This is a genomic window from Tropicibacter oceani (genome assembly GCF_029958925.1).
Taxonomy (GTDB): Bacteria; Pseudomonadota; Alphaproteobacteria; order Rhodobacterales; family Rhodobacteraceae; genus Pacificoceanicola; species Pacificoceanicola oceani.
Genome location: NZ_CP124616.1, coordinates 3890713 through 3916732, shown reverse-complemented (window position 1 = coordinate 3916732; position 26020 = coordinate 3890713). Strand labels below are relative to the sequence as shown.

Sequence of the window (26020 nt, the reverse complement as noted above, 5' to 3'; positions counted from 1 at the left end):
GCCACAAGCCGTTGTGTTTTGCCGCTACATCCGGTTTTAATGCCGGGCAGAGGCCCCAGAGAGTGGGCAGTGAAGGAGAAAAAGAATGTCCAAGCCGATGACAAAAACCCAGCTGGTCGCAGCACTGGCGGAAAAGATGGACAGCGACAAGAAGACCGCGGGCGCGGCTCTGGATTCGCTCATTGACATCATCACCTCGGAAGTTGCCGCAGGTGGCGCCGTGACCCTGCCGGGCGTTGGCAAGATCTATTGCAAAGAGCGCCCCGAGCGTATGGTGCGCAACCCCGCGACGGGCGAGCAGTTCAAGAAGGAAGCCGACAAGCAGGTCAAGATGACCATTGCCAAGGCCCTGAAGGACAGCGTCAACGCCTGATCCCATCCGGGATCGCGTTTCAAAGGGTCGCCTTGGGCGGCCCTTTTTGTTTTGGGACGGCTGTACGGCGCTTGTTCTGCGAACATCGCCCCGCCCGCCGTCCCACCCGCGCCCGGTGGGACCGGTTCAGCAATCCTTCAGGCGGCGTTTCTGGTGGCCGGTTTCCAGGAAGTTCCCGGGCGACAGCCAGCGCTGGAACCGCGCCTTTAGCGTATCCCATTCGCCATCGAGGATGGAAAACCACGCGGTGTCGCGGTTGCGGCCCTTGTAGAGGGTCGCCTGCCGGAAGGTGCCTTCGTAGGTGAAACCCAGCCGTTCGGCCGCCGCGCGCGACGGCGCATTCAGCGCGTCGCATTTCCATTCAAAGCGGCGATAGCCCAGATCGGTCATCGCGTGGTCGATCAGCAGGAACAGCGCTTCGGTCGCGGCGGGGGTCTTTTGCAGGCGCGGGGCAAAGTGGATGAAGCCGACCTCGATGCTGCCTACCTCGGGGGCGATGCGCAGCAGCGAACAAAACCCCGAGATTACGCCATGATCGTCGGTGATGGTGTAGAACATCGGATCGGCCGACCCCTGCGCCATGCGGCAGAAGGCCTGCGCATCGTCGATGCCGTGCCAGGGGGCGTTTGGCAGATAGGTCCAGCCCGCACCGCTGGTATCCTCGGCAAAGGCGGCCAATAGCGCCTGCGCGTGGTCCTCGCGCGTTGCGGTCAGGGTGCAGAACCGCCCGGTCAGGGGTTCATGCGTGGGTCTGGGGCGGGGAAACGCGCGGTCGACGGGCAACCCGATGGGTTGCCCGAGATCGTTGGTCAGATGATCCATCGTTTAGCCGAAAACGCGGGTCAGGGCGCCGTCGGTGGCCTCGATGATGTGGTCGATATCGTCCTTGGTGGCGATCAGCGCGGGCGAATAGCAAAGGGTGTTGTTGAACCCGGGGACCGAGCGGTTGGTCGCCCCGATGATCACGCCCTGACCCATGCAGTCGGCCACGACGGCCTGCACGCGCTTTTCCTCCATCGGGGCGCGGGTTTCACGGTCGCTGACCAGTTCGGCGCCCAGGAACAGACCCTTGCCGCGGACTTGGCCGATGACCGCGTGTTTGTCCTGCAGTTCACCCAGACGGCCCAGCATGTAGGCGCCCATGTCGGTGCAGTTTTGCAGCAGGTTTTCATCCTCGATGATGCGCATGTTTTCGATCGCGGCGGCGGGGCCGGCGGTGCAGCCGCCGAATGTGCTGATGTCGCGGAAATAGTTCATCGGATCGTCAGCGTTGTCCTTGAACATGTCAAAGACCGCCTCGGTCGTGGTCAGGCAGGCGATGGCCGCATAGCCGCTCGCCACGCCCTTGGCCATGGTGACCATGTCGGGCTGGACGCCGTATTGCTGATAGCCGAACCAGGTGCCGGTACGCCCGACGCCGCAGACGACTTCGTCGATGTGCAGCAGGATATCGTACTTGCGGCAGATTTCCTGAACCTTCTGCCAATAGCCTTCGGGCGGGGTGATGACACCACCGCCTGCGGTGACGGGTTCAAGGCAGAGCGCGCCCACGGTGTCGGGGCCTTCGCGCAGGATCACCTGTTCGATCTGGTCGGCAGCCCATTCGCCGTAGTTCTCGGACGGGGCGCCCTGATCGGCGGCACGGTATTCCAGACAATGGGGCACCCGCACGAAACCGGGGGTAAAGGGACCGTACTGCGCGCCGCGTTCGTCCTGACCGCCCGCCGACAGGCAGGCGATGGTGGTGCCGTGATAATCGCGGTCGCGATACAGGATCTTGTTCTTTTTGCCGCCATAGCGTTTGTGCGCGATCTGGCGCACCATCTTGAACGCCTTTTCGTTCGCCTCGGAGCCCGAGTTGCAATAATAGACGCGGCTTTGACCGGGCATCTTGTCGATCAGCTTTTCGGCAAACAGCGCCCCGGGGATCGACCCGGCAGCCCCGGCGAAATAGTTCATCTTGAGCAGCTGGTCGCGCACCGCGTTGGCAATCGATTCGCGGCCATAGCCAACGTTCACTGTCCAGACCCCGCCGGACACCGCATCAAGGTGTTCCTTGCCGTTCTGGTTCCAGACCCGCATCCCCTTGCCTTCGACAATGATGTTGGGGTCCTTGGTTTCAAAGGTCTTGTGCTGCACCAGATGGTGCCAGACGTGGGCCTTGTCGGCCTCGACCACGTGGCTCAGATCGTTCTGAGAAAGAGTGCCGTCCATGGGAAACCTCCTGACAGGGCTGATGATAGATTAGCGGAACCAAAGCAGATGAGCCAGAAAGACAGGCAGTCGATAGGGCCAGATGGCGCGCTGATATGAGGCCAGATTTTGCGGGCTGGTGGCTGGGAAAGCCGCGGGCTTGTTGTAAAGATTATGGATTACAGTGGGTTATCTTGTTTCAGGCAAGCTTAATCGCGGGTTTGGTCTTTGCAATGTCGCGGAAAACGCCGCGAAAAACATTGATCGGTTGCCGCTTTTCCGTTCGGATCAGGCCAGAGCGCGAAAAACAGGCGCCATGACGTCGCAGGCCAAAGGTCTGCGCAAGACTTGCTCCGCCGCCACGCGTGCGGGGCGCAACAGGGGAGAATGAAGATATGAAACTCAAGACAGCCTTGATGGGCGCCGCAGGCGGAATCGCGATGCTGGCAGGGGCCCAGGCGGCCATGGCCGAAAGCCACGGCGGGATCACCGTCGGCTATTTCCTGGAATGGCCGATGCCCTTCGAATACGCCAAGGTCGAAGGCATGTACGACGAAGCGCTGGGCATGACCGTCAACTGGGTCAGCTTTGACACCGGCACCGCGATGAGCGCGGCAATGGCATCGGGCGACGTGCAGCTGAGCGTGTCTCAGGGCGTGCCGCCCTTCGTGGTGGCAACCAGCGCCGGGCAGGATCTGCAGATCCTCGACGTGGCGGTCAGCTATTCCGAGAACGACAACTGCGTTGTGCGCGCCGATCTGGAGATCGACAAGGACAGCGCCGGCGAGCTGGCCGGCAAGAAGGTCGCCGTGCCGCTGGGCACCGCCGCGCATTACGGGTTCCTCAAGCAGATGGGGCACTTTGGCGTCGACATCGCCGGCATGGAAGTCGTCGACATGGCGCCGCCCGATGGCGCTGCGGCTCTTGCCCAGGGGTCGGTCGACATGGCCTGCGGCTGGGGCGGTTCGCTGCGCCGGATGAAAGAGCATGGCAACACCCTGCTGACCGGCGCCGAAAAGGAAGAGCTGGGCATCCTGGTGTTCGACGTGACCTCTGGCCCGGCGGGCTGGGTTGCCGAGAACAGCGATACGGTTGCCAAGTTCCTGAAGGTGACGGCCGATGCCAACGCCATGTGGGCAGACGAGGCGAACCACGCCAAGATGCTGCCGGTCATCGCCAAGGATGCGGGCATGGACGAAGACGCCACCATGGCGACGATGTCGACCTTCATCTTCCCGTCAGTCGAAGAGCAGCTTTCGGCCAAATGGCTGGGCGGCGGCGCGCAGGAGTTCATGAAGGGCGTGGCGGATGTCTTTGTCGAAGCAGGCAGCATCGACGCGGCGCTTGGCAGCTATGCCGAGAACGTCAACACCGGCCCGCTCGAAGCGGCCTCGGGGATGTAACCTGACCTGAACCACCATCAGGCCTGCCGGGCGCGTCCCGGCAGGCCGCTGGCAGAACGGGTTTTTCCGCTGAAAAACATGTTCTGCCTCAGGCTCCTACAAGAAGAGCGGAGGCCATGAGCGGACTTTCCATCCAACACCTCTCGATGCGGTTCGATTTGCCCAACGGCAGTTCGGTCCAGGCGCTCAAGGATGTCTCGATCGACATCAAGCAGGGCGAATTGCTTAGCGTTCTGGGGCCATCGGGCTGCGGCAAGACCACCTTGCTGAACATCGTCGCCGGGTTTCTGGCGCCCACCGACGGCACCATCACCCTGAACGGCCACAAGGTCACCGGCCCCGATGCCGAACGCGGCATGGTGTTCCAGCAGGGCGCGCTGTTCGAATGGATGGACGTGCGGTCCAACGTCAGTTTCGGCCCGCGCATGGCGGGCAAAAGCGAACGGGACTGGGCCACCACCGTCGATCACCTTCTGGACGTCGTCGGATTGCGCGATTTCAAGGAAAAGGCGGTTTACGAGCTGTCCGGCGGCATGCAGCAGCGCGTCGCGCTGGCGCGCTGCCTTGCCAATGATCCCGACGTGATCTTGATGGACGAACCGCTGGGCGCGCTGGATGCGCTGACCCGCGAAAAGATGCAAAGCCTTGTGCTGAAGCTGTGGAAAGAGACCGGCAAGACGATCATCCTGATCACCCACTCGGTCGAAGAGGCGCTGCTGCTGGGCGAAAGGCTGATCGTCATGGCGCCGCGCCCCGGCCGCATCCACCGCGAATACAACCTGCCCTTTGCCGACATGGGCGTCGGGCAGGACCTGCGCGAGGTCAAGAAACACCCCGATTTCAGCGCCAAGCGCGAGGAAATCCTGGGCATGATCTGGGACATGGAAGAGGAAATCATGGGCCGATCGGAGGAAACAGCATGATTGTCCTGCTGATCTATATCGCGATCTTCGTGGTCGCCTTCTTCGTGGTCAAATTCGTCGCGCAGAAAACCGTCAACGACTACACCTCGCTCAAGACGGTCACCTTTGGCGACGAAAGCGCGGTGTCCCCCAACCGGGTCGCCTCGGTCGTCTCGATCCTGGCGATTTTCCTGCTGTGGGGGGCCTTTACCGGCTCCAAACTGTTGCCGTCCTTCCTGCATGCGCCCGGCCCCTTCATCGGCGAAGCCAGCTTTACCTATACCGCGACCGCGGAAGGGACCGAACCGGACGATGCCACCGTGACCGTCCTTGTGTTCGAGGTCGGAACCGAGGTCACCGCCCCCCAGGTCGACCCCGGCGATGGCTGGGCCAAGAATGACAGCGACACGGTCGGCGCCTGGCGGTCGGGCCTGATCCGGGTGGATCAGAACGACGAATTCGGGCGCGACGCGGGCCACACGGTCGTTGCCGTGAACGGTCAGCCGATCGCCCCGGGCGGCGAGGTCTGGACAGACTTTGGCCGTGTCGGCATGTCGCCCAAGGGAACACTGAACTTTGAACCGGCCAAGGGCTGGCAGATGGAGCCGATCTGGCTGCCCTCGCCCGAGGCGGTGGTTAAACGCCTGTCCGAGATCGCCAGCGAAGGCTATCGTGGCAGCACGCTCTGGGCGCATCTTGGCTGGTCGCTCCTGCGCGTGCTCGAAGGCTTCGTGCTCGGGGCCGTGGTCGGCATTCCGCTCGGCTATGCCATGGGGCTGTCGAACTGGTTCCGCGGCTGGTTCGACCCGATCGTCGAATTCATGCGCCCGGTGCCGCCTCTGGCGCTCATCCCGCTGGTCATCCTCTGGGCCGGGATCGGCGAGCAGGGCAAGGTCATCCTGCTCTTCCTCGCGGCGCTCTGGATCATGGCCATCGCGGCGCGGGCCGGGGTTTCGGGGGTGAACATCACCAAGGTGCATGCGGCCTATTCGCTCGGCGCGAGCAAGGCGCAGATCATGCGCCACGTCATCGTGCCGAACTCGCTGCCGGAGATCTTCACCGGGGCGCGGGTGGCAATGGGCGTCTGCTGGGGCACGGTGGTTGCCGCCGAACTGGTTGCGGCGGAGGAGGGCGCGGGCATGATGATCATGGTGGCGTCCAAGTTCCAGCAAACCGACATCGTGCTGATGGGGATCATCCTGATCGGGGTTATCGGCTTTGGCATCGATATCCTGATGCGGCTGGCTGAAAAGGCGCTGGTGCCGTGGAAAGGCCGCAGCTGACAGGCGGGCCGCAGACACCAAGGCGCTGAAAACACGAAAGGGCGGGGAAATCCCCGCCCTTTTGCGTTTGGTCATCCGGTCCTAGTTGCCGGTGGTCGGGGCGGTTTCCGAACTCATCCCATCCAGCGACTGCATGAGAGAGGTCACCTGCCCATCCAGCCAGACCCGCAAGGCATCGACGCTGGCGACATAGGGGTCAAGCAGGGCGGCCGATTGCGGCACGGCTTCCTTGATCTGCGGCGCCGAGGCGTAGACCGCAAGCGCCACTGCCGCCAGCACCACGATCAGAAAGAAGCCGCGCGAAAAGCCGCCGGACTTGCGCGGCGCCGGGTCGTCGACCGACACGCGGCCTTCGTTGGCATCGGTCACCCGTGGTTCCGAGCTGGCGCGCAGGGTCTGGTTGATCTCTTCGACATCGGGCAGCAATTCGCGCCGCGATTCCGCAGCGGCGGCCGTGGCCTGCGCGGCCGAGCGTCCGGCCAGCGCCGCTTCGCTGCTGCGCCGGGACCGTTCCGGCGGGGGCGCCTGTTCAGGGGCAGGGGGCGGCGATGGTTCCGGTTTCAGATCCTCGCCGCGGATATGGGCCATGCGCGCGCGCGCCTCGCGCGAACGGCGGGCCTGTTCATCCTCGTCGGGTTCGCGCAGGCCCAGGTCGGGCTGCATCTCAAAGGCCGAAGCCTCTGCCTCGCGCTGGCGACGCTCGCGGGCGGCCTCTTCGCGCAGAACCTCGGCCACCTGCGGGTCAAGGCCGCGTTTCGTGCTGCGCTGGGGGGCGGGCTCTGGTTCGGCTTCGGGCTCGGACGGCTCGGGGGCGTCCTCTTCGGCCTCGTCCGGGGCCCAGGTCTCGGCCGGGCCGGGTTTGCCCAGTTCCTCGGCCAGGTCCGCGTCGTCGTCTGGATGCACCTGAAACCAGGTATGCGCGCAATTGGAACATTGCACGTCGCGTCCGCCTTCTGGGATCACCTCGACGGGCACCTCGTATTGAGCGCCGCAATTGGGGCAGATCAGCCGAATTCTGCTCACGTCCTGTCCTCTTCCCGTTCTAGGAACGATTTTTCCTTAATAAGTTGCCTGTCCGACGGGGAAAAGTCCAATCCTTAACCACGGAACATTGAAACCTGTGTGAAGCTGTAGCAAATAGGGGCAACACAGGGGCGGGAACAGGGCGGACAGACGTGATCGAGCTGGAAAACGTGGCCTATTCCTATAGCGGCGAGGCGCTGCTGACGGACATCGACCTGAGGCTGGCGGCCGGGTCGTTCCATTTTCTGACCGGGCCATCGGGCGCGGGCAAGACCACTTTTCTCAAACTGTGCTACGGCGCGCTGAAACCGACCGAGGGTACCCTGCGCCTGTTCGGCGAGGATGTGACCACCTTTGACCGCGACGCTGTGGCCTATGCCCGGCGGCGCATCGGGGTGGTTCACCAGGATTGCCAGTTCCTTGATCACCTGCCGGTGTCCGAAAACATCGCCCTGCCGCTCAGCGTCAGCGGGCTGGCGACGCCGGACCAGGTCGACAACCTGAACGAATTGCTCAGCTGGGTCGGGCTGACCAGCCGGGCCGGGGCCTTGCCGCCCGAACTGTCGGGGGGTGAACGGCAGCGCGCGGCATTGGCGCGGGCGCTGATCCTGTCGCCCGACGTGATCCTGGCGGATGAACCCACGGGCAACGTCGATTGGGAAATGTCGCAGCGCCTGCTGCGCCTGCTGGTCGAGCTGAACAAGATGGGCAAGACGGTGATGATCGCCACCCACGACCTGGCCCTGATCCGCGCTGCCAAGGCACAGGTTCAGGCGCGGGTGCTGCGGATTTCCAACCGCACCATCCAGGCGGCGGGGGTTGACCTGTGAAGGCCTGGATCGAGATGATACGCGCCGTCCTGACGCGCGACGCCGGCGCCGACCGGGTGGTGCCGCCCGCCGGCTATACCGTCTGGCTGACCCTGTTCACCAGCGGCGCCATGGCCTTTCTGACGGTCTTTGCGCTGGCCTTGTCGCTGGCCTCGGGGCGGCTTGCCGATGCCTGGGGGCTGGAGCTGGCGCGCAGCGCCACCTTGCGCATTTCCGCCCCTGCTGAACAGATGGAAACCCAGACCACCGCCGCGCTGCGGGTGCTGGAACAAACCCCCGGCATCCAATCGGCGCGCGCCCTGACGGACGAGGAACAAAAGGCCCTGCTGGAGCCCTGGTTCGGCCCCGACCTGCCGATCGCCTCGCTGCCGGTTCCGCAGCTGATCGAGCTGATCGAGGACGCGGACGGCTATGACAGCGAAGGCCTGCGCCTGCGCCTTGCCGCCGAGGTGCCCGGCGCGGTGCTGGACGAACACACGCGCTGGCGACGGCCTCTGGTGGTCGCGGCGGCGCGCTTGCGTTTGCTGGGCTGGCTGTCGATCCTGCTGATCGGCGCGGCTACCGGGGCCATGGTGACCCTGGCGGCCAATGCGGCGCTGGCGGCGAACGCCCGCGAAATCGCCGTGCTGCGCCTGGTCGGCGCCACCGATGGCTATATCGCCAGCGCCTTTGTCCGCCGCTTTACCCTGCGCACGCTGATCGGGGCCGGGGCGGGAACCGTGCTGGGCCTGATCGCGATCCTTGCCATGCCCGGGGCGGGGGATACCGGCGGCTTCCTGACGGGGCTGCGTTTCCAGGGATGGCACTGGCTGTTGCCGCTGCTGGTTCCGCCGCTGGCCGCGCTTGTGGCCTTCCTTGCCACCGGCTTTGCCGCGCGGCGCGTTCTTGAAAGGCTGGATTGATGCTGCAATGGATCCGTTCCTGGATTTTCCTGATCCAGATGTACCTGGCAATGGCCGTTCTGGCGCTGGTCATGTGGCCCTTTGCGCTGTTCTCGGCGCATATCGCGCGGGAAACCTGCCGCGCCTATACGCGCTGGGTGCGCTGGACAGCCGCCTGGATGGTCGGCCTGCGCACCGAGGTGCGCGGAGAGCCGCCCTCGGGCGCGGTTCTGGTCGCGGCCAAGCACCAGTCGTTTCTGGACATCATGTTGATCTTCGGCGCCCTGCCATCGGCCAAGTTCATCATGAAGCGCGAAATCCTCTGGACGCCCTTCATCGGCCTTTACGCCTGGCGGATCGGCTGCGTCGCGGTGAACCGGGGCAAGCGTGCCCAGGCCATCACCAAGATGCTGCGCGACGTGGCCAAGGGCACCGCCGAGGCCGGTCAGCTGATTATCTATCCGCAAGGAACGCGCGTCGCGCCCGGGGTCAAGAAACCCTACAAGGTTGGCGCCGCCGCGCTGTACAAGCAGATGCAGCAGCCCTGCGCGCCCGTGGCAACCAATGTGGGCGTCTTTTGGCCGCGCACCGGGGTCTATCGCAAACCGGGGCTGGCGGTGGTGGAATTCCTGCCGATCATCGAACCGGGGCTGCCCCAGGCCGAGTTTGTCCACCGGCTGGAGCACGAGGTCGAAAGCGCGTCGGACGCGCTGATGAGAGAGGCCGGATTTCATGCGGAAAATCCAGACGCTTGACGATTTGCACGCGCTCTACGGCGAACCGGTGCCACTGGCGCTGAGCAAGGTCGCGCGGCAGTTGACGCCGCTTTATCGCGACTGGATCGAAGGGTCCTGTTTCTGTGTTCTGTCAACCGTCGGCCCGGACGGGGTGCACGGCAGCCCGCGCGGCGATGATGGCCCGGTGGTGCGGGTGCAGGACCCCGGTACGATCCTGATGCCCGACTGGTGGGGCAACAACCGTCTGGATTGCCTGCGCGACATCGTCAGCGACGGGCGGATCGCACTGCTGTTCCTGGTGCCGGGGTCGACAACGACGGTGCGGGTCAACGGTCGCGCCTTTCTGACCGACGACACGGACCTGCGCGCTTTGTTCGAAAAGAAGGGCCGCCAGCCTGCCACGGTGGTGGTGATCACGGTGGACGAGGTTTACACCCAATGTGCCAAGGCGCTTTTGCGCTCGGGGATCTGGGGGCGCGATGACAGCGCCGATGTGCCGACTGTCGGCCAGATCCTGGCCGAGATGACGGATGGGGCCGAGGGCGGCGCCGACTATGACGCCCACTACGTCGAACTCTCCAAACCCCGCATGTGGTGATCTCTGGGGCAGGCCCCTCAGACCGGTTCCACACGCACCTGCGCGGGCTTGCCGCGATGACGCTTGCGACGACGGCCGCGCAGGGCAAAGGCGCTGGCGATCAAGGCCGCGATGGTCAAGCTTCCCCAGGATTGCGCCAGCATGTCCGTGAACGTGATCCGCGGCGTCAGAGGCAGGGTGCTTGCCACCTGTCCATGCGCCCGCAGCAGCGCAAATCCGTCGGTGTCCAAAGGCAGGTAGCTGTCGGTGGCGCAGTCATCGGTGGCCAGGGCATAGCCCCCTGCGCGATGCCACAGCGGCACCTGCCCGACATACCTGGTCCGGGTCACAAGGCACAGGGCCAGAGGCTCCCCGTCCGCGCCCACCACCTCCGAGGCGCCAAGATGGTGCAGGGTTTCAACCGCCGTACCGGCATCACCGGGACGGGGCAACAAGGCCAGACCAGTCAAAAAGGCCAGCGCGAAAAGGCGCATACCCGAAACCTCCTACAGCTTACCCTTGCGGGGATGTCAGAGGGATTGGGCATTTTGGTTAATGAATTGGGGTCATTTCTGGGCATTTCACCCTATACGGCAACAAAACAGGGGCGCGCCTTGGCACGCCCCTGAGTCATGTGGCCAGTTTGACCTTTGGTCAAGCGTGGATTGCGCCGTCGCCGCAGGCCAGGGCCGCCTCGCGCACCGCTTCGGAAAAGGTCGGGTGGGCGTGGCAGGTCAGCGCGATGTCTTCGGCCGAGGCGCCGAATTCCATGCCGACGCAGATCTCGTGGATCAGGTCGCCGGCGCCTGGGCCGATGATGTGGCAGCCCAGGATCCGGTCTGTTTCCTTGTCGGCCAGCATCTTGACGAAGCCGTCGCCCTGGAACACGGCCTTGGCGCGGCCGTTGCCCATAAAGCTGAACTTGCCAACCTTGTAGGCGACGCCCTCGGCCTTGAGCTGGTCCTCGGTCTTGCCAACGGTGGCGACCTCGGGGGCGGTGTAGATCACGCCGGGGATCACGCCATAGTTCACATGACCATGCTTGCCCGCGATGACCTCGGCGGCGGCCATGCCTTCGTCTTCGGCCTTGTGGGCCAGCATCGGGCCTTCGATGGCGTCGCCGATGGCGTAGATGCCGGGGACATTGGTGCGCCACTGGTCGTCGGTCTTGATCTGGCCGCGCTCGGTCATTTCGATGCCAAGGGCCTCAAGGCCAAGGCCATCGACGTAAGGACGGCGTCCGGTGGCGCAAAGCACCACATCGGCCTGCGTCGTGTGTTCGCTGTCATCCTTGCGCAGCTTGTAGGTGACGGTCGCCTTGGCCCCCTTGGTTTCCACCTTTTGGACGGCGGCGCCCATGGTGAATTTCAGGCCCTGCTTGGTCAGGATCTTTTGAAAGGCGCGCTGCACCTCGCTGTCCATGCCGGGGGTGATGGCGTCGAGGAATTCGATCACCTCGACCTCGGCCCCGAGGCGGGCATAGACGCTGCCCATTTCCAGACCGATGACACCGGCGCCGATCACGACCATCTTCTTGGGGATCTTGCCCAGTTCAAGCGCCCCGGTCGAGGTCACGACGATCTTTTCATCGACGGTCACATCGGCACCCGGCACCGGTGAGGGTTCGGAGCCGGAGGCGATCACGATGCTCTTTGCCTCGTGCACCTCGTCACCGACCTTGACCTTGCCGGCCTCGGGGATGGAGCCCCAGCCCTTGAGCCAATCGACCTTGTTCTTCTTGAACAGGAATTCTATGCCCTTGGTGTTCTGGCCGATGACGTCGTCCTTGTAGGCCAGCATCTGTTTCCAGTCGACCGAGGGGGATTTGCCCTTGAGGCCCATCTTGGCAAAGTTGTGCTCGGCCTCGTGCAGCTGGTGGGAGGCGTGCAGCAGCGCTTTGGACGGGATGCAGCCGACGTTCAGGCAGGTGCCTCCAAGGGTGTCGCGGCCTTCGACGCAGGCGGTTTTCAGGCCCAGCTGGGCGCAGCGGATGGCCGAAACATAGCCGCCGGGGCCGCCGCCGATGATGATCACGTCATAAGATGCCATTTTGGTGTCCTTTCGTAGGAAGGGGCAGGGGGCGCTGCCCCCTCTGAGCCTTTGGCCCATTCACCCCCGGGATATTTGAGGCAATTGGAAACAGCGGCCCGGCATCACAGCAGGGCCTTGATGAGCAGGAAGGTCGTGGCCAGAAAGCCGATGAACCAGATGAGAGAGCGCCAGGGTGCAAGGCCCAGCAGGTAGGCGGGCAGGTAGAGCACGCGGGCGATGAGGTAGAGGGCCGATGCGATGGCGGTGAATTCATCGGCCTTGTCAGCGTAGGTCAGGGTCAGGGCAGCGATGGCGAAGAGGATCAGCCCTTCGAAATGGTTGTTCATTGCCCGCTGCGCGCGGCCCGCGATACCGGTGAGCGTGCGCGGGGTGTCGCGGGGGGAGGCGGCGTATTTCGTGCCGACCTGTATCTGCGCCGTGACGGAGTAGATCGCGAAGTGGACGACCTGAAGGAGAGCGGCGAGGGTAAGGGCGGTGAGTTCGGGGGTCATTGTGAGAGCTTCATTCTAGCGTGAAAAACCCAGTGAACCAGAGCAACTGAGACCAAGGCAGCAATCCCGATCACAGATCGTGTCACGGCATGTTCGTCACAAGCCGGACAAGGCAAGAATAGTGACAGGGCAACCAATGTGGCGATGAACGTCCAGAACAACGCCGCCACGCGATTTGCTTTCAAGGCGCGTTCCGGCCTCCTGACAGCTGATCTTGCAATTATTGAATAACCCCAGCCGACAAGGGTCGCCAATACTCCAGATTGGATCGCCGCAGGCCAGAAATAGTTTTCATCAGTCGCGTAAAGGAGTACCCATGTCATTCCTGCAAATAAAACCAAGCAGAATGCAGCGCACCAAACTTGCAATGCTCTGTTCAGTGCGCTGGCACTACTCATTTGATCCTCACAGATCCATCAACAAGCGGCGCGGGTCCTCGAGCGCTTCCTTGACGCGCACGAGGAAGGTCACGGCGCCTTTGCCGTCGACGATGCGGTGATCGTAGGAGAGCGCGAGGTACATCATCGGGCGGATCTTGATCTCGCCATTGATGACCATCGGGCGGTCCTGGATCTTGTGCATGCCCAAGATGCCGGATTGGGGGGGGTTGAGGATCGGCGAGGACATCAGCGAGCCATAGACACCACCGTTGGAGATGGTGAAGGTGCCGCCCTGCATCTCTGCCATCGACAGTTTGCCGTCACGGGCGCGCTTGCCCTTTTCGGCGATGGCCTTTTCGATCTCGGCAAAGGACATCTTGTCGGCGTCGCGGATGACCGGCACGACCAGACCCTGCGGGGTGCCCGCGGCGATGCCCATGTGGACAAAGTTCTTGTAGACGATGTCGGTGCCGTCAATCTCGGCGTTGACCTCGGGGACCTCTTTCAGGGCGTGGCAGCAGGCCTTGGTGAAGAAGGACATGAAGCCCAGGCGGGCGCCGTGTTTCTTTTCGAACAGGTCCTTGTATTCGCTGCGCAGCGCCATGGTTTCCGTCATGTCCACCTCGTTGTAGGTGGTCAGGATCGCGGCGGTGTTCTGCGCGTCCTTGAGGCGGCGGGCGATGGTCTGGCGCAGGCGGGTCATCTTGACCCGCTCTTCGCGGGCGGCGTCATCGGCCGGAACCGGGGCGCGCGGGGCGGCGGCCGCAGGGGCGGGCGCGGATTTCGCGGCGGACACCGCGGCGGCGACATCGGCCTTGGTGGCGCGGCCATCGCGGCCCGTGCCGGTCACGGCATCGCGGCTGATGCCAGCCTCGGCCATGGCCTTTTCGGCGGCGGGGCCGTCCTTGACCGCGGCGCCCGAGGCGGCAGCGGGGGCTGCTGCGGGGGCCGGGGCGGCGGTTGCGCCTTCGCCAGCGCCGATCACGGCCAGCTTGGCGTTGGCCTGCACGGTTTCACCTTCGGCGGCGATGATTTCCGTCAGGGTGCCGGCGGCGGGGGCGGGCACCTCGACCGAGACCTTGTCGGTTTCCAGCTCGCAGAGCATTTCATCCTGCGCGACGGTGTCGCCGACCTTCTTGAACCAGGTCGAAACGGTCGCCTCGGTCACGGATTCGCCCAGCGTGGGGACCATGACGTCAACCGCCTTGCCGCCCTTTGCGGCAGGGGCCTCGGCCTTGGCTTCGGCTTTCGGCGCGGGGGCGGCGTCGCCTTCCGAGATGTTGGCCAGCAGGGCATCGACGCCCACGGTTTCACCTTCGCCGGCGACGATGTCGGCCAGCGTTCCGGCAACGGGCGAGGGGACCTCGACCGTGACCTTGTCGGTTTCCAGCTCGCAGAGCATTTCGTCGACGGCAACGGTGTCACCCGGTTTCTTGAACCAGGTTGCCACGGTGGCCTCGGTTACCGATTCCCCCAGCGTGGGGACGCGCACTTCGGTCATTGTCTCAGTTCCCTTCAATCGTCAGCGCTTCGTTCACGAGCGCGGCTTGCTGTGCCTTGTGCTGGCTGGCCAGACCCGTCGCGGGCGAGGCCGATGTGGCGCGGCCCACGTAGACGGGCCGCTTGTGCTTGGCGTCGATGCGCCCCAGCACCCATTCGATGTTCGGTTCGATAAAGGTCCAGGCGCCCTGGTTCTTGGGCTCTTCCTGGCACCAGATCATCTCGGCGTTCTTGAAACGCTCAAGCTCCTTCACGGCAGAGATCGCCGGGAAGGGGTAGAACTGTTCGAACCGCAGCAGGTAGATGTCGTCGATGCCGCGGGCATCGCGTTCCTCAAGCAGGTCGTAATAGACCTTGCCGGAACACATCACCACGCGCTTGATCTTGTCATCAGCCACCAGCTGGGTGTCGGAATGGCCCTTTTGCGCATCGTCCCACAGGACGCGGTGGAAGGACGAGCCGGTTGTGAAATCCTCGGCGTCGGAAATGCACAGCTTGTGACGCAGCAGCGATTTCGGCGTCATCAGGATCAGCGGCTTGCGGAAAGAGCGGTGCAGCTGGCGGCGCAGGATGTGGAAATAGTTCGCCGGGGTCGAACAGTTGGCGACGATCCAGTTGTCCTGACCGCAGGCCTGCAGGAACCGTTCCAGCCGTGCCGAAGAGTGTTCCGGCCCCTGGCCCTCGAAGCCATGCGGCAGCAGGCAGACCAGGCCGGACATGCGCAACCACTTGCTTTCGCCCGAGGAAATGAACTGGTCGAACATGATCTGCGCGCCGTTGGCGAAATCGCCGAACTGCGCTTCCCACAGGGTCAGAGCGTTGGGTTCGGCCAGCGAATAGCCGTATTCAAAGCCCAGCACCGCGTATTCCGACAGGGCGCTGTCGATGACCTCGTAATTGGCCTGGCCCTCGCGGATGTGGTTCAGCGGATAGTAGCGATCTTCGGTTTCCTGGTCGATAAAGGCCGAGTGGCGCTGCGAGAAGGTGCCGCGCGTGCTGTCCTGGCCCGCCAGGCGGACGGGATAGCCCTCGGTCAAAAGCGATCCAAAGGCCAGTGCCTCGGCCGTGGCCCAGTCAAAGCCCTGGCCGGTTTCAATCATGTTGGCGCGCGCTTCGACAAGGCGGCCAACCGTCTTGTGCAGCGGGAAGCCGTCGGGAATGCGGGTGATCGCGCCGCCCACTTCCTTGAGGGTGCTCGGGTCGATCGAGGTCTTGCCGCGCTGGTACTTGCCCTGTTTCTGACGGTCCAGGTGCGACCAGCGGCCATCCAGCCAATCGGCCTTGTTCGGCTTGTAGCTTTTGCCGGCCTCGAACTCTTCGTTCAGGTGGGCCTGGAAGGCGGCCTTCATGTCCTCGATCTCGCCCTCGGGGATCAGACCATCCTTGACCAGCCGTTCGGTGTACAGCGACAGGGTCGTCTTGTGACCCTTGATCTTGTTGTACATGATCGGGTTGGTGAACATCGGCTCGTCGCCTTCGTTGTGACCGAACCGGCGATAGCAGAAAATGTCCAGAACCACGTCCTTGTGGAACTTCTGGCGGAACTCGGTCGCCACCTTGGCGGCGTGCACCACGGCCTCGGGGTCGTCACCGTTGACGTGGAAGATCGGCGCTTCGACCACCAGGGCGTTGTCGGTGGGATAGGGCGAACTGCGCGAGAAATGCGGCGCGGTGGTGAACCCGATCTGGTTGTTCACGACGATATGGATCGTGCCGCCGGTGCGGTGGCCGCGCAGGCCCGACAGGGCGAAACATTCGGCCACGACACCCTGACCGGCAAAGGCCGCGTCGCCGTGCAGCAGGATCGGCAGAACCTGCATTCGCGACGTATCGCCGATCTGGTCCTGCTTGGCGCGTACCTTGCCCAGAACCACGGGGTTCACCGCCTCGAGGTGGCTGGGGTTGGCGGTCAGCGAAAGGTGCACCTTGTTGCCATCGAATTCCCGGTCGCTGGAGGCGCCGAGGTGGTATTTCACATCGCCCGACCCGTCGACATCCTCGGGCTTGAAGCTGCCGCCCTGGAATTCGTTGAAGATCGCCTTGTAGGGCTTTTGCATGACGTTCGCCAGAACCGACAGGCGGCCCCGGTGCGGCATGCCGACGACGATTTCCTTGACGCCGAGATTGCCGCCGCGCTTGATGATCTGTTCCATCGCGGGGATCAGGCTTTCGCCGCCATCAAGGCCGAAACGCTTGGTGCCCATGTACTTGACGTGCAGGAATTTTTCAAAGCCCTCGGCTTCGACCATCTTGTTCAGGATGGCTTTGCGGCCCTCGCGGGTAAAGGCGATTTCCTTGCCATAGCCTTCGATCCGCTCTTTCAGCCAAGCGCTTTGTTCGGGGTCGGAAATATGCATGTATTGCAACGCAAAGGTGCCGCAATAGGTGCGTTTCACGATCGACAGGATCTCGCGCAGCGAGGCGATCTGAAGGCCCAGCACGTTGTCGATAAAGATCGGACGATCCATGTCGGCATCGGTAAAGCCATAGGCCTTGGGGTCCAGTTCGGGGTGCGGATCGCGGCCATGCAGGCCCAGCGGATCCAGATCGGCGGCCAGGTGGCCCCGGATCCGATAGGCGCGGATCAGCATGAGCGCGCGGATGCTGTCCAAGACGGCGCGCTGGATCGCCTCGTCGGACACCTCGACGCCCTTGGCGGCGGCGGCTTCCTTGATCTTCTTGCCGGCGCCCTTGGCTTCGGCGGGAACCATCGGCATCGGCCATTCGCCGGTCAGCGCGCCGGTCAGGTCATCGTTCGGCACCGGCGGCCAGTCGCCGCGCGCCCAGGACGGGCCTGCCGCCTCTTTCTTGACGTCCAGTCCGTCATCACCCAGCTGGGCAAAGAACTCTTGCCAGGACGCATCGACCGCGTTGGGGTCATTGGCATAGCGCGCGTACATCTGTTCCAGATATTCCGCGTTGTGCCCTTGCATGAAGCTGGAGGCATGGAAGAGATCGTTGGGGCTCTGGTCGTTCATATTGGCACCTCGGGTTGCGGCGGCGTCGGCTTAAAGGTTGCAGGGCGTCGTGGCGGTCAGCCGCGTGCCCTCGGGAATGTTGCACAGGTCCAGCGCGATCTCGAGCGAGACATCGGCGACGACATCCGGCGCGCTGTCGGGGCTCAGCTTGGTGTCTGTGCGACGGGCATAGGGGTTGCGCGCGATCGCCTCGCGCAATTCACCGGTGGGGTCCAGCGTTTCGGGTTGGAACGGTGCGGCGGCAGGCCGGGCCTGCACAGGGGTCGCGCCGCCTTGCAGCGCGGCATAGTCGGCGGACGAGATTTCGACCCACTGGCCATTCTGCTGGGCGAAATAGACCTGGCCCTGGCCAGACCCGCAGGCCGCCAGCAGCGCCAGCGCCGCGAATGCACCCAGTTTTGATGACAAGACCTTCACTACGAACCCCTTTTGGCCGCTTGTCTGATATGCGCGCGCCCCGGGGTTGACCCGGGGCTTCACGGTTTTCATGCCTTGGCCATCGGCCAGGAGGTCCCGGGGCAAGCCCGGGACAGCGGGCCGATCAGCCCTTCTGGATCGCTTCCATGACGGCCTCGCCCAGGGTGGCGGGGCTGTCGGCGACGATGATGCCAGCGGCTTTCATCGCCTCGATCTTGTCCTCGGCGCCGCCCTTGCCACCGGCGACGATCGCGCCAGCGTGGCCCATGCGGCGGCCCGGAGGCGCCGTGCGACCGGCGATGAAACCGGCGGTCGGCTTCCAGCGGCCCTTTTTCTTTTCATCGGCCAGGAACTGCGCCGCTTCTTCTTCGGCGCTGCCGCCGATTTCTCCGATCATGATGATCGACTGGGTTTCGGGGTCGGCCAGGAACATTTCCAGCACGTCAATATGCTCGGTGCCCTTGATCGGGTCGCCGCCGATGCCAACGGCGCTGGACTGGCCCAGCCCCATGTCGGTGGTCTGCTTGACCGCCTCATAGGTCAGGGTGCCCGAGCGGGACACAACACCAACGCTGCCGCGCTTGTGGATGTGGCCGGGCATGATGCCGATCTTGCAGGCGTCGGGGGTGATGACACCGGGGCAGTTCGGGCCGATCAGGCGGCTTTTGCTGCCTTCCAGCGCGCGCTGCACGCGCATCATGTCCAGCACCGGGATGCCTTCGGTGATACACACGATCAGCTCCATCTCGGCGTCGATCGCCTCGAGGATACTGTCGGCGGCAAAGGGCGGCGGCACGTAGATCACGGAGGCATTGGCCTCGGTGACGTGCTTGGCCTCATGGACCGAGTTGAAGACCGGCAGGTCAAGGTGCGTCTGACCACCTTTGCCCGGGGTCACACCCCCGACCATCTTGGTGCCATAGGCAATCGCCTGTTCGGTGTGGAATGTGCCCTGCGAGCCGGTGAGGCCCTGACAGATCACCTTGGTATTTTCGTCTACGAGGACTGCCATTGTTGTTGGCTCCTGATTTCTGCGTTGGTGACGCGATCAATGCGCACCAAAAAATTCCGGGAAAGATGCACCCAATGGCGCATCTCGCTGGCTCAGCCCTTGACCGCTTTCACGATCTTCTGCGCGCCGTCTTTCAGGTCGTCCGCGGCAATCACATCAACATCACTGTTGTTGATGATCGCCTTGCCCTGCTCGACGTTCGTGCCTTCGAGGCGGACAACCAGCGGAACCTTCAGGCCGACCTCTTTGACCGCGGCGATCACGCCTTCGGCGATGACGTCGCAGCGCATGATGCCCCCGAAGATGTTGACCAGGATGCCTTTGACATTGGGGTCAGAGGTGATGATCTTGAACGCCTCGGTGACCTTTTCCTTGGTCGCGCCGCCGCCCACATCAAGAAAGTTTGCCGGCTCGGCGCCGTACAGCTTGATGATGTCCATCGTCGCCATGGCAAGGCCTGCGCCGTTGACCATGCAGCCGATTTCGCCGTCGAGCGCGATGTAGTTCAGGTCGTACTTGGACGCTTCGAGTTCCTTGGGGTCTTCCTCGGTCTCGTCGCGCAGTTCCGCGATGTCGGGGTGACGATACATGGCGTTGCCGTCGAAACCGACCTTGGCGTCCAGCACCTTGAGGTCACCGCCGGGCATGACGATCAGCGGGTTGATTTCCAGCATCTCCATGTCCTTGTCGGTGAAGGCCTTGTAGAGAATGCCCATCAGCTTGACGCACTGCTTGACGGCACCGCCGGTCAGACCCAGCGCGAATGCGACGCGGCGGCCGTGGAACGGCTGGTAGCCGGTGGCCGGGTCGACGCTGAACGACAGGATCTTTTCGGGGGTCGAGGCGGCAACCTCTTCGATGTCCATGCCGCCCTCGGTCGAGCAGACAAAGGAAATGCGGCTGGTCTGGCGATCCACCAGCAGCGCGAGATACAGTTCACGCTCGATATCGGAACCGTCTTCGATATAGATGCGGTTGACCTGCTTGCCAGCGGGGCCGGTCTGGTGCGTGACCAGCGTCTTGCCCAGCATCTTCTTGGCTTCCTCGGCGGCCTCGGCCACCGATTTGGCAAGACGGACACCGCCCTTTTCACCGGCCTCGGCCTCTTTGAATTTGCCCTTGCCGCGGCCACCTGCGTGGATCTGCGCCTTGACGACCCAAAGGGGCCCGTCCAGTTCACCAGCGGCGGTCTTGGCGTCCTCGGCCTTCGTGACGGCACGGCCGTCCGAAACCGGAGCGCCGTAGGAACGCAAAAGCGCCTTGGCCTGATATTCGTGGATGTTCATGGGTCGGTTGTCCCCGTTTTGCTGCGATTTCACACGGTATAGGCCCGCCTAGCAGTCCGGGTTAAACAAAAAATTGCTGTTAGCGGGAAAATCATGCGAGTTTTCGACATTTGTGATCACAGCCCGCAAAACTGTGATCACATCTAAATCAATTGTTAGCGCTTGGCAGGGTTTCCAAGCGCCGATAGGCTTGAGTCGGCGCAGCGCGCGGCGCTGTGCGTCCCCCTGAAGGCCGGTGCCTGACGGTTGGGCGCGTCGTCGCGGCATCGCTGCCTGCGGTCAAACCGAAAAGGGATCACCACATGACGGAACTGGTTTGGGGCACGGTTTCCACGGTGTTGGAGCCGCCGCAAATCCTGCTGAGCTTTGTTGCCCATCACCTGCAGGCGGGCGCCGGCGTGATGCACCTGTACCTCGATCAACCGATCCCCGAGTTTCAGGCGCAGGTCCGGGGCAAGGACCGGGTCAGGGTCACCGTCTGCGACGACGCCTATTGGCAAAGCCAGCACAACCGCCCCCGTCCCGAGGATTCACGCTATCGGCAGGTGCTGAACGCAAACCACGCCTATCGTCAGGCGGGGTGTGATTGGTTGGCCCATATCGATGCCGATGAATTCCTGATCCGCGTGCCCCTGCTAAAGGCCTTTCTGGCCCGGCAACCGACCAGCGTGCAGGCGGTGTCGGTGTCCAATGCCGAACGGGTTCACCTGTGCCGGCCCTGGGGCGTGCCTGCGCAAAAAACGGTCTTTGACGGGCTGTTCCGAAAACCCTTTGACGGGGGCGATACTGATCGGATTGCCAAGGTCTATGGCAAGGGGGCCGAGTACCTGCAACGCGGGTTTTCCGGCTATCCGATCGGCAAGACCCTGTTTCGCACCGGCGCCGGGCTCCGCGTTGACATCCACCAGCCCGGGCCAAGGGAGGCTTGGCAATCAGGCGTCAATCCGGCGCGGCGCTGGTTTTCCCGGATCGGGCTTTTGCATGTCGATGGCTTTACCCGGGCACATTGGGAACGCAAGATGCGCAAGCGGCTGGATGCGCAAAGCGGTCAGCCCAAGGTGCGGCAGAACCCGGCGCGGGGCAGGCAGGCCGAAGTCTTCACAAGCGCGGTCACCGGCGGGCCGGACGTGGACTGGCTGTTCCGCGCGACCCGCACCGTCACCCTTGTGCAAGCGGCCAGATTGCTGCGCTATCGCAAACTTGCTCCGGTACGGCTGGACGTGTCAGCGGCGCTGGCCGCCGAATTTCCCGGTTTGGACGTGGATCTGTCGCCCGCTGCCATCGACGCCGCGCTGGCGGAGCAGGAGTCCGGACGCGGCTGAACCCGGTGCGCCCTGCCGGATCAGGCGAACCAGTCCAGCACCTTGCGCAGCTTGCGATCCAGCCAAGGGGATTTGCGCAGCGTGTTGCCGACCGCATGGCGCAGCAGCGGGCGCGCACCAAGCGTGACATCGCCCTCGATCAGTTTCCCGAGGTTTTCGAATTGCGCGTCGTTCAGCAATCCGGCCAGATCAAAGGGCTGATCCGCCGGGCTCAGATGCGTGTCGCCCTTGTGCAAAAAGGGCAGGTGCAAAAGCCGGGGCGCGATCATCATGCCGGGCACCGCGTTGCGCATGAACGGCAGGTACATCAGGTTGTATTCCTGCGGCAACACGGCCAGGCGCACCGGTTCGCAATACAGCAGTTCGGTCAAAAGCGGCTGGTCGAAACGCGCCTCGCGCTGTCTGAACAGATCTTCCCATTTTTGCAGGAATGCGGAACTGGCCGCAGATTTCCGCACGCCCAACACACCGCTGTTGATCTGCCGAAAGGCGACCGGCGGCGCATCGGCCCCGCCCTGAAAGGCAATGGGTGCACAGCCGAATTGCTCCTGCGCGCCCGCAATGTCGAAATGTTCCAACACATCGAACACGGGCGCGACCTCGGTCACCATGACCACATCGCAATCCAGGTAAAGCGTGCGTTCAAAGCGCGACCGGCGCAGCGCCTCCATCTTGGGGCGGGGGCCCGTGCCTTGCAGCGGATGAACGGTGTCAAAGGGAAACGGATCGGCGGTACAGGCAGCAGGATCGGTGAACAGGTCGATCGCAATGTCCGGCATCACCTGCCGAACCGTCAGGGCGGCGCGCCGCGCCAGCCCCCGATATTTCTGGCCGGTCGCAGCGAAAACGATTCCGTCCCGCTGCGACCTGTCTTCTAAGGCGTTTGTGCCCTCGGATGGCATCAAGCCAGCGAGCTGTCGATGGCCTTGCAGGCTTCGACCAGGCCTTTGACCGCATCGACGGACTTGTCGAACATCTCTTGCTCTTCCTTGTTGAGCTTGATGTTCAGCACCTTTTCGATACCGCCAGCGCCGATCACGGTCGGCACACCGACATACATGTCCTTCACGCCCAGCTCGCCATCGCAATGGGCGGCGCAGGGCAGAACGCGCTTCTGGTCTTTCAGATAGGCTTCGGCCATCTCGATGGCGCTGGTCGCGGGGGCGTAAAACGCCGACCCGGTTTTCAGCAGGCCAACGATCTCGGCGCCGCCGTCACGGGTGCGCTGAACGATGGCGTCCAGACGGTCCTGCGTGGTCAGGCCCATGTCGACCAGGTCGGGCAGGGGGATGCCGCCAACGGTGGAATAGCGCACCGAGGGAACCATTGTGTCGCCGTGACCGCCCAGAACAAAGGCGTTGACGTCCTTCATCGACACATCGAATTCCAGCGACAGGAAATGACGGAACCGCGCGCTGTCCAGCACGCCGGCCATGCCGCAGACCTTGTTCGCGGGCAGGCCCGAAAACTGCTGCAGCGCCCAGACCATGGCGTCCAGCGGGTTGGTGATGCAGATCACGAAAGCATCGGGGGCGTTCTTGGCAATGCCTTCGCCAACCGATTTCATGACCTTGAGGTTGATCCCCAGCAGGTCGTCGCGGCTCATGCCCGGTTTGCGCGGCACACCGGCGGTGACGATGCAGACATCGGCGCCAGCAATATCGGCGTAGTCCTGCGTGCCCTTCAGCTTGGCATCAAAGCCTTCGCTGGGGCCGGATTCGGCGATGTCGAGCGCCTTGCCCTCGGGCGTGCCCTCGGCGATGTCGAACAGGACGACGTCGCCCAGTTCCTTCATTGCTGCAAGGTGGGCAAGCGTGCCGCCAATCTGTCCCGCGCCAATCAGGGCGATTTTGGGTCTGGCCATGGATATCTCTCCGGTGCTTGGTGAATTTTGCCGATTGCCTAAGCCTTTACGCGCCGTCGCGCAAGGGTGCTGCAATGCGGCATAGATGCCGTTAGGGCTATCACTTTTTGCACCGACAGGATATTGGCTGATTATTCGACAGCTTAGAGGGGCACGGGGTGGAACTGTTCAGCCTGTCAGTTTTCGCCTTCACGATCCCCGCAGTGATCTTTGCCGGGATATCCAAGGGTGGTTTCGGTTCCGGCGTGGCCTTTGCCAGCGCCTCGATTCTTGCGCTTGTGCTGGATCCGGGTGTCGCGCTGGGCCTTATGCTGCCGCTTCTGATGCTGATCGATGTCAGCAGCCTGCCGGCCTATTGGCGCAAATGGGACTGGCCCGCCGCGCGGGTCCTGTTGCTGGGCGGTATTCCCGGAACGATCGCCGGGGCGCTGTTCTACGCCTGGGCGAATCCCGATGCGATCCGGCTGATCATCGGGCTGGTGGCGGTGCTGTTCGTGGCCTGGCAGGCGGCGCAGAAATACCGGTTGATCCGCCTTGGCACCACGAAATTCGGCCCGCGCACCGGCCTCTTCGCCGGTCTGGTGCTGGGCTTTACCAGTTTCGTCAGTCACGCGGGCGGACCCGCCGCCGCGGTTTATCTTCTGGGGCAGGGCCTGTCGAAAACCACCTACCAGGCGACCACGGTCCTGATCTTCTGGGCCGTCAACCTGTTCAAATCCGGATTTTACGCCGGCATGGGGATCTTCACCAAGGAAACCCTGCTGCTCGATCTCGCGCTGGCCCCCTTTGCCGTCCTGGGCGCCTGGCTTGGCATCAAGGCGCACCACAAGGTCCCTGAACACCTGTTTTTCGCCATCACCTACGTCGCGCTCACGATCACTGGTCTGAAACTCATCTGGGATGCCCTGACCTGAGGCCGCGGCTTCCAATTGCCATAAATATCCTGGGGGAGGCGCGTCAGCGCCGGGGGCAAAGCCCCTGCCTTGATTTTTCGCAGAAAAATCGCCTCCCCCGCAATATCACGCGTCGTCCCCCTTGGGCGGCAGCGCTTCGGCCAGTTCTTCAAAGGCCTGCCCGCTGGCGACCAGGCAGGTCACGCCCTGCGCGGTGGTCACCGTGATCGTCCAGGACCCGGTTTCGACCGAGGCAAAGACCTCCATCATCGCATTGTTGCTGCCCAGCCCCATGGACTGGCGCGTCTCGCCGTATTTGACCGCCAGCCGTTCGACGACCATGTCGCGCGGTGCGCAGTTCTGCGTCTGTGCCTTCACCGTGGTGGCGGCGCCCAGCAAAAGGCCCGCCGAAAGCATGGTCAGTTTTACAAATTTATCCGTCATCGCATCACCCTTTTTGGCTGCGCACCGTCCCCTGAACGGCTTTGCCGCGGGTCCGGTCGATTTGTATCCCCTCCTTCGGCAGGCGACCCTGATCGCCCCCATGTTTCGCCTTTTCGACGATGAACCCAGCATCCGCCCGCAGCCTCCAAAAAAGGGTTAACGCGCCGCACGGTCCCTCGAATGCGAATTATTTCGCCTGAATTCCCAGCGTTTTCCGACACATTTTCTGCACCGCGGCAAAATCAGCCTTGAACTTTGTGTTAAAAAATGCCCCTTTCCGGCGCAACATTATTTCCCGCAGGAGACTCACATGGACATGGCCGCACGCCCGTATCGCTCGGTTCTCTACATTCCCGGCTCCAAGGACCGCGCCCTCGAAAAGGCGCGCACCATGGCCATCGACGCCATCATCTTCGATCTCGAAGACGCCGTTGCCCCTGCCGAAAAGCCCGCCGCGCGTGACACGCTGGCCGCCGCGCTGACGCAAAGCTATGGCAACCGCACGCGGATCGTGCGCATCAACGGGCTGGACACAGAATGGGGCGCCGATGACGCCCGCGCCGCAGCGCAGATGGACTGCGACGCCGTTCTGTTGCCCAAGGTCGAAAGCCCCGCGCAGCTCGACGCGCTGGCGGCGCTTTGCGACAAACCGCTGTGGGCGATGATGGAAACCCCCAAGGGCATGCTGGCCGCCGCCGAGATCGCAGCGCACCCGAAACTGGCCGGCATGGTCATGGGAACCAATGATCTGGCCAAGGAACTGAACTCGCGGTTCCGCGCCGACCGCCTGCCGATGTTGCCGGGCATCGGGTTGTGCCTGCTGGCCGCCAAGGCGCATGGCGTGATCATCGTTGACGGGGTCTACAACGCCTTCAAGGATGACGAAGGCCTGCGTGCTGAATGCGATCAGGGCCGCGACATGGGCATGGACGGCAAGACGCTTATCCATCCGGCGCAGGTGGACATCGCCAACGCCGCCTTTGCGCCGTCGGAGGCCGAGATCGACCTCGCCCGCCGCCAGATCGCTGCCTACGAGGAAACCGTGGCCCAGGGCGGCGGCGTTGCCGTGGTCGATGGCAAGATCGTCGAAAACCTGCACGTCGAAACCGCGCGCAAGACATTGGCCAAGGCGGATGCCATTGCGGCCCTGGCAGAATAAAGCCACGGTGCGCCGGGACA

The 26020-nt window shown here is 63.5% G+C and carries 27 protein-coding genes; 12 read left to right on the top strand and 15 right to left on the bottom strand.

Annotated elements, in window-relative coordinates; all coding sequences use genetic code 11:
- Positions 1-85: 85 nt before the first annotated feature.
- Positions 86-373: an HU family DNA-binding protein gene (locus tag QF118_RS18815; protein ID WP_282300571.1), complete on the top strand. Its 288-nt coding sequence runs from the start codon at positions 86-88 to the stop codon at positions 371-373.
- A 126-nt stretch (positions 374-499) separates the two neighbouring features.
- Here the strand turns inward: QF118_RS18815 and QF118_RS18810 are convergent, their stop codons facing one another.
- Both QF118_RS18810 and QF118_RS18805 read right to left on the bottom strand, forming a co-directional pair.
- Positions 500-1195 carry a GNAT family N-acetyltransferase gene (locus tag QF118_RS18810; protein ID WP_282300570.1) on the bottom strand — a complete coding sequence of 232 codons (696 nt, stop codon included), beginning with the start codon at positions 1193-1195 and terminating at the stop codon, positions 500-502.
- A gap of 3 nt (positions 1196-1198) precedes the next feature.
- Positions 1199-2587: an aminotransferase family protein gene (locus QF118_RS18805; RefSeq protein WP_282300569.1), complete on the bottom strand. Its 1389-nt coding sequence runs from the start codon at positions 2585-2587 to the stop codon at positions 1199-1201.
- A 163-nt stretch (positions 2588-2750) separates the two neighbouring features.
- On the opposite strand from QF118_RS18805, the gene QF118_RS18800 reads away from it, so the two are divergent.
- The 4 genes from QF118_RS18800 (at position 2751) to QF118_RS18785 (ending at position 6154) form a co-directional block, all read left to right on the top strand.
- Positions 2751-2957: a hypothetical protein gene (locus tag QF118_RS18800; RefSeq protein WP_282300568.1), complete on the top strand. Its 207-nt coding sequence runs from the start codon at positions 2751-2753 to the stop codon at positions 2955-2957.
- A 4-nt stretch (positions 2958-2961) separates the two neighbouring features.
- A complete protein-coding gene (locus tag QF118_RS18795; RefSeq protein ID WP_282300567.1) occupies positions 2962-3969 on the top strand; it encodes a taurine ABC transporter substrate-binding protein in 1008 nt (335 codons plus the stop codon).
- Positions 3970-4085: 116 nt separating this feature from the next.
- Positions 4086-4892, top strand: coding sequence for a taurine ABC transporter ATP-binding protein (locus tag QF118_RS18790; RefSeq protein ID WP_282300566.1), 807 nt, complete (start codon positions 4086-4088; stop codon positions 4890-4892).
- Positions 4889-6154 (top strand): ABC transporter permease, encoded by a 1266-nt coding sequence (locus tag QF118_RS18785; RefSeq protein WP_282300565.1) that lies wholly within the window; start codon positions 4889-4891, stop codon positions 6152-6154. The genes QF118_RS18790 and QF118_RS18785 overlap by 4 nt, the downstream gene beginning before the upstream one ends.
- An 81-nt stretch (positions 6155-6235) precedes the next feature.
- On the opposite strand, the gene QF118_RS18780 is transcribed toward QF118_RS18785, so the two are convergent.
- On the bottom strand, positions 6236-7177 hold the full coding sequence (locus QF118_RS18780) for a zinc-ribbon domain-containing protein (RefSeq protein ID WP_317133886.1): 942 nt from the start codon (positions 7175-7177) through the stop codon (positions 6236-6238).
- A gap of 152 nt (positions 7178-7329) precedes the next feature.
- On the opposite strand from QF118_RS18780, the gene QF118_RS18775 reads away from it, so the two are divergent.
- The 4 genes from QF118_RS18775 to QF118_RS18760 are packed head-to-tail and all read left to right on the top strand — an operon-like array spanning position 7330 to position 10223.
- Entirely contained in the window at positions 7330-8007 is a 678-nt protein-coding gene (locus QF118_RS18775) for a cell division ATP-binding protein FtsE (protein ID WP_282300564.1), read from the top strand.
- Between the two features lie 14 nt (positions 8008-8021).
- Positions 8022-8909 carry a cell division protein FtsX gene (locus QF118_RS18770; protein ID WP_282302514.1) on the top strand — a complete coding sequence of 296 codons (888 nt, stop codon included), beginning with the start codon at positions 8022-8024 and terminating at the stop codon, positions 8907-8909.
- Positions 8909-9643 carry a lysophospholipid acyltransferase family protein gene (locus QF118_RS18765; RefSeq protein WP_282300563.1) on the top strand — a complete coding sequence of 245 codons (735 nt, stop codon included), beginning with the start codon at positions 8909-8911 and terminating at the stop codon, positions 9641-9643. The genes QF118_RS18770 and QF118_RS18765 overlap by 1 nt, the downstream gene beginning before the upstream one ends.
- Positions 9621-10223, top strand: coding sequence for a pyridoxamine 5'-phosphate oxidase family protein (locus QF118_RS18760; protein WP_282300562.1), 603 nt, complete (start codon positions 9621-9623; stop codon positions 10221-10223). Before QF118_RS18765 ends, QF118_RS18760 begins: the two co-directional genes overlap by 23 nt.
- A gap of 17 nt (positions 10224-10240) precedes the next feature.
- On the opposite strand, the gene QF118_RS18755 is transcribed toward QF118_RS18760, so the two are convergent.
- From QF118_RS18755 to sucC, 9 genes are all read right to left on the bottom strand, one after another.
- Entirely contained in the window at positions 10241-10696 is a 456-nt protein-coding gene (locus tag QF118_RS18755) for a hypothetical protein (RefSeq protein ID WP_282300561.1), read from the bottom strand.
- 160 nt (positions 10697-10856) lie between these two features.
- Entirely contained in the window at positions 10857-12251 is a 1395-nt protein-coding gene (lpdA, locus tag QF118_RS18750) for a dihydrolipoyl dehydrogenase (protein ID WP_282300560.1), read from the bottom strand.
- A 104-nt stretch (positions 12252-12355) separates the two neighbouring features.
- Complete coding sequence (locus QF118_RS18745; protein WP_282300559.1) at positions 12356-12745, bottom strand: MAPEG family protein; 390 nt, start codon at positions 12743-12745, stop codon at positions 12356-12358.
- Positions 12742-13143: a hypothetical protein gene (locus tag QF118_RS18740; RefSeq protein WP_282300558.1), complete on the bottom strand. Its 402-nt coding sequence runs from the start codon at positions 13141-13143 to the stop codon at positions 12742-12744. Before QF118_RS18740 ends, QF118_RS18745 begins: the two co-directional genes overlap by 4 nt.
- Positions 13144-13150: 7 nt before the next feature.
- The gene (odhB, locus tag QF118_RS18735; protein WP_282300557.1) at positions 13151-14626 is read right to left on the bottom strand and encodes a 2-oxoglutarate dehydrogenase complex dihydrolipoyllysine-residue succinyltransferase; all 1476 of its coding nucleotides are present in this window, start codon (positions 14624-14626) and stop codon (positions 13151-13153) included.
- Positions 14627-14630: 4 nt separating this feature from the next.
- Positions 14631-17603 (bottom strand): 2-oxoglutarate dehydrogenase E1 component, encoded by a 2973-nt coding sequence (locus QF118_RS18730; RefSeq protein WP_282300556.1) that lies wholly within the window; start codon positions 17601-17603, stop codon positions 14631-14633.
- Positions 17604-17633: 30 nt separating this feature from the next.
- The gene (locus QF118_RS18725) at positions 17634-18020 is read right to left on the bottom strand and encodes a hypothetical protein (protein ID WP_282300555.1); all 387 of its coding nucleotides are present in this window, start codon (positions 18018-18020) and stop codon (positions 17634-17636) included.
- A 124-nt stretch (positions 18021-18144) separates the two neighbouring features.
- The gene (gene sucD, locus QF118_RS18720) at positions 18145-19032 is read right to left on the bottom strand and encodes a succinate--CoA ligase subunit alpha (RefSeq protein WP_282300554.1); all 888 of its coding nucleotides are present in this window, start codon (positions 19030-19032) and stop codon (positions 18145-18147) included.
- A 92-nt stretch (positions 19033-19124) separates the two neighbouring features.
- A complete protein-coding gene (gene sucC, locus QF118_RS18715) occupies positions 19125-20318 on the bottom strand; it encodes an ADP-forming succinate--CoA ligase subunit beta (RefSeq protein ID WP_282300553.1) in 1194 nt (397 codons plus the stop codon).
- Between the two features lie 302 nt (positions 20319-20620).
- On the opposite strand from sucC, the gene QF118_RS18710 reads away from it, so the two are divergent.
- The gene (locus QF118_RS18710; protein WP_282300552.1) at positions 20621-21640 is read left to right on the top strand and encodes a glycosyltransferase family 2 protein; all 1020 of its coding nucleotides are present in this window, start codon (positions 20621-20623) and stop codon (positions 21638-21640) included.
- A 20-nt stretch (positions 21641-21660) separates the two neighbouring features.
- Here the strand turns inward: QF118_RS18710 and QF118_RS18705 are convergent, their stop codons facing one another.
- Positions 21661-22419: a putative nucleotide-diphospho-sugar transferase gene (locus QF118_RS18705; RefSeq protein ID WP_282300551.1), complete on the bottom strand. Its 759-nt coding sequence runs from the start codon at positions 22417-22419 to the stop codon at positions 21661-21663.
- A gap of 122 nt (positions 22420-22541) precedes the next feature.
- The gene (gene mdh, locus QF118_RS18700) at positions 22542-23504 is read right to left on the bottom strand and encodes a malate dehydrogenase (RefSeq protein WP_282300550.1); all 963 of its coding nucleotides are present in this window, start codon (positions 23502-23504) and stop codon (positions 22542-22544) included.
- A gap of 158 nt (positions 23505-23662) precedes the next feature.
- Here mdh and QF118_RS18695 point away from each other — a divergent pair, with 158 nt between their 5' ends.
- Complete coding sequence (locus QF118_RS18695) at positions 23663-24418, top strand: sulfite exporter TauE/SafE family protein (protein ID WP_282300549.1); 756 nt, start codon at positions 23663-23665, stop codon at positions 24416-24418.
- Between the two features lie 105 nt (positions 24419-24523).
- Here the strand turns inward: QF118_RS18695 and QF118_RS18690 are convergent, their stop codons facing one another.
- Positions 24524-24814, bottom strand: a complete 291-nt coding sequence (locus QF118_RS18690; RefSeq protein ID WP_282302513.1) for a hypothetical protein — start codon at positions 24812-24814, stop codon at positions 24524-24526.
- Positions 24815-25151: 337 nt separating this feature from the next.
- On the opposite strand from QF118_RS18690, the gene QF118_RS18685 reads away from it, so the two are divergent.
- The gene (locus QF118_RS18685) at positions 25152-26000 is read left to right on the top strand and encodes an HpcH/HpaI aldolase/citrate lyase family protein (RefSeq protein ID WP_282300548.1); all 849 of its coding nucleotides are present in this window, start codon (positions 25152-25154) and stop codon (positions 25998-26000) included.
- Positions 26001-26020 lie beyond the last annotated feature (20 nt).

What these genes read in the sequence shown, in the direction of transcription:
- QF118_RS18740 (WP_282300558.1), bottom strand. Translation starts at nt 13,143, where the DNA reads ATGAGTAGTGCCAGCGCACTGAACAGAGCATTGCAAGTTTGGTGCGCT.
- sucD (WP_282300554.1), bottom strand. Translation starts at nt 19,032, where the DNA reads ATGGCAGTCCTCGTAGACGAAAATACCAAGGTGATCTGTCAGGGCCTC.
- QF118_RS18760 (WP_282300562.1), top strand. Translation starts at nt 9,621, where the DNA reads ATGCGGAAAATCCAGACGCTTGACGATTTGCACGCGCTCTACGGCGAA.
- QF118_RS18805 (WP_282300569.1), bottom strand. Translation starts at nt 2,587, where the DNA reads ATGGACGGCACTCTTTCTCAGAACGATCTGAGCCACGTGGTCGAGGCC.
- QF118_RS18785 (WP_282300565.1), top strand. Translation starts at nt 4,889, where the DNA reads ATGATTGTCCTGCTGATCTATATCGCGATCTTCGTGGTCGCCTTCTTC.
- lpdA (WP_282300560.1), bottom strand. Translation starts at nt 12,251, where the DNA reads ATGGCATCTTATGACGTGATCATCATCGGCGGCGGCCCCGGCGGCTAT.
- QF118_RS18705 (WP_282300551.1), bottom strand. Translation starts at nt 22,419, where the DNA reads ATGCCGGACATTGCGATCGACCTGTTCACCGATCCTGCTGCCTGTACC.
- QF118_RS18730 (WP_282300556.1), bottom strand. Translation starts at nt 17,603, where the DNA reads ATGAACGACCAGAGCCCCAACGATCTCTTCCATGCCTCCAGCTTCATG.
- QF118_RS18710 (WP_282300552.1), top strand. Translation starts at nt 20,621, where the DNA reads ATGACGGAACTGGTTTGGGGCACGGTTTCCACGGTGTTGGAGCCGCCG.
- odhB (WP_282300557.1), bottom strand. Translation starts at nt 14,626, where the DNA reads ATGACCGAAGTGCGCGTCCCCACGCTGGGGGAATCGGTAACCGAGGCC.
- QF118_RS18815 (WP_282300571.1), top strand. Translation starts at nt 86, where the DNA reads ATGTCCAAGCCGATGACAAAAACCCAGCTGGTCGCAGCACTGGCGGAA.
- QF118_RS18795 (WP_282300567.1), top strand. Translation starts at nt 2,962, where the DNA reads ATGAAACTCAAGACAGCCTTGATGGGCGCCGCAGGCGGAATCGCGATG.
- QF118_RS18770 (WP_282302514.1), top strand. Translation starts at nt 8,022, where the DNA reads ATGATACGCGCCGTCCTGACGCGCGACGCCGGCGCCGACCGGGTGGTG.
- QF118_RS18765 (WP_282300563.1), top strand. Translation starts at nt 8,909, where the DNA reads ATGCTGCAATGGATCCGTTCCTGGATTTTCCTGATCCAGATGTACCTG.
- QF118_RS18810 (WP_282300570.1), bottom strand. Translation starts at nt 1,195, where the DNA reads ATGGATCATCTGACCAACGATCTCGGGCAACCCATCGGGTTGCCCGTC.
- mdh (WP_282300550.1), bottom strand. Translation starts at nt 23,504, where the DNA reads ATGGCCAGACCCAAAATCGCCCTGATTGGCGCGGGACAGATTGGCGGC.
- QF118_RS18690 (WP_282302513.1), bottom strand. Translation starts at nt 24,814, where the DNA reads ATGCTTTCGGCGGGCCTTTTGCTGGGCGCCGCCACCACGGTGAAGGCA.
- QF118_RS18755 (WP_282300561.1), bottom strand. Translation starts at nt 10,696, where the DNA reads ATGCGCCTTTTCGCGCTGGCCTTTTTGACTGGTCTGGCCTTGTTGCCC.
- sucC (WP_282300553.1), bottom strand. Translation starts at nt 20,318, where the DNA reads ATGAACATCCACGAATATCAGGCCAAGGCGCTTTTGCGTTCCTACGGC.
- QF118_RS18685 (WP_282300548.1), top strand. Translation starts at nt 25,152, where the DNA reads ATGGACATGGCCGCACGCCCGTATCGCTCGGTTCTCTACATTCCCGGC.
- QF118_RS18745 (WP_282300559.1), bottom strand. Translation starts at nt 12,745, where the DNA reads ATGACCCCCGAACTCACCGCCCTTACCCTCGCCGCTCTCCTTCAGGTC.
- QF118_RS18790 (WP_282300566.1), top strand. Translation starts at nt 4,086, where the DNA reads ATGAGCGGACTTTCCATCCAACACCTCTCGATGCGGTTCGATTTGCCC.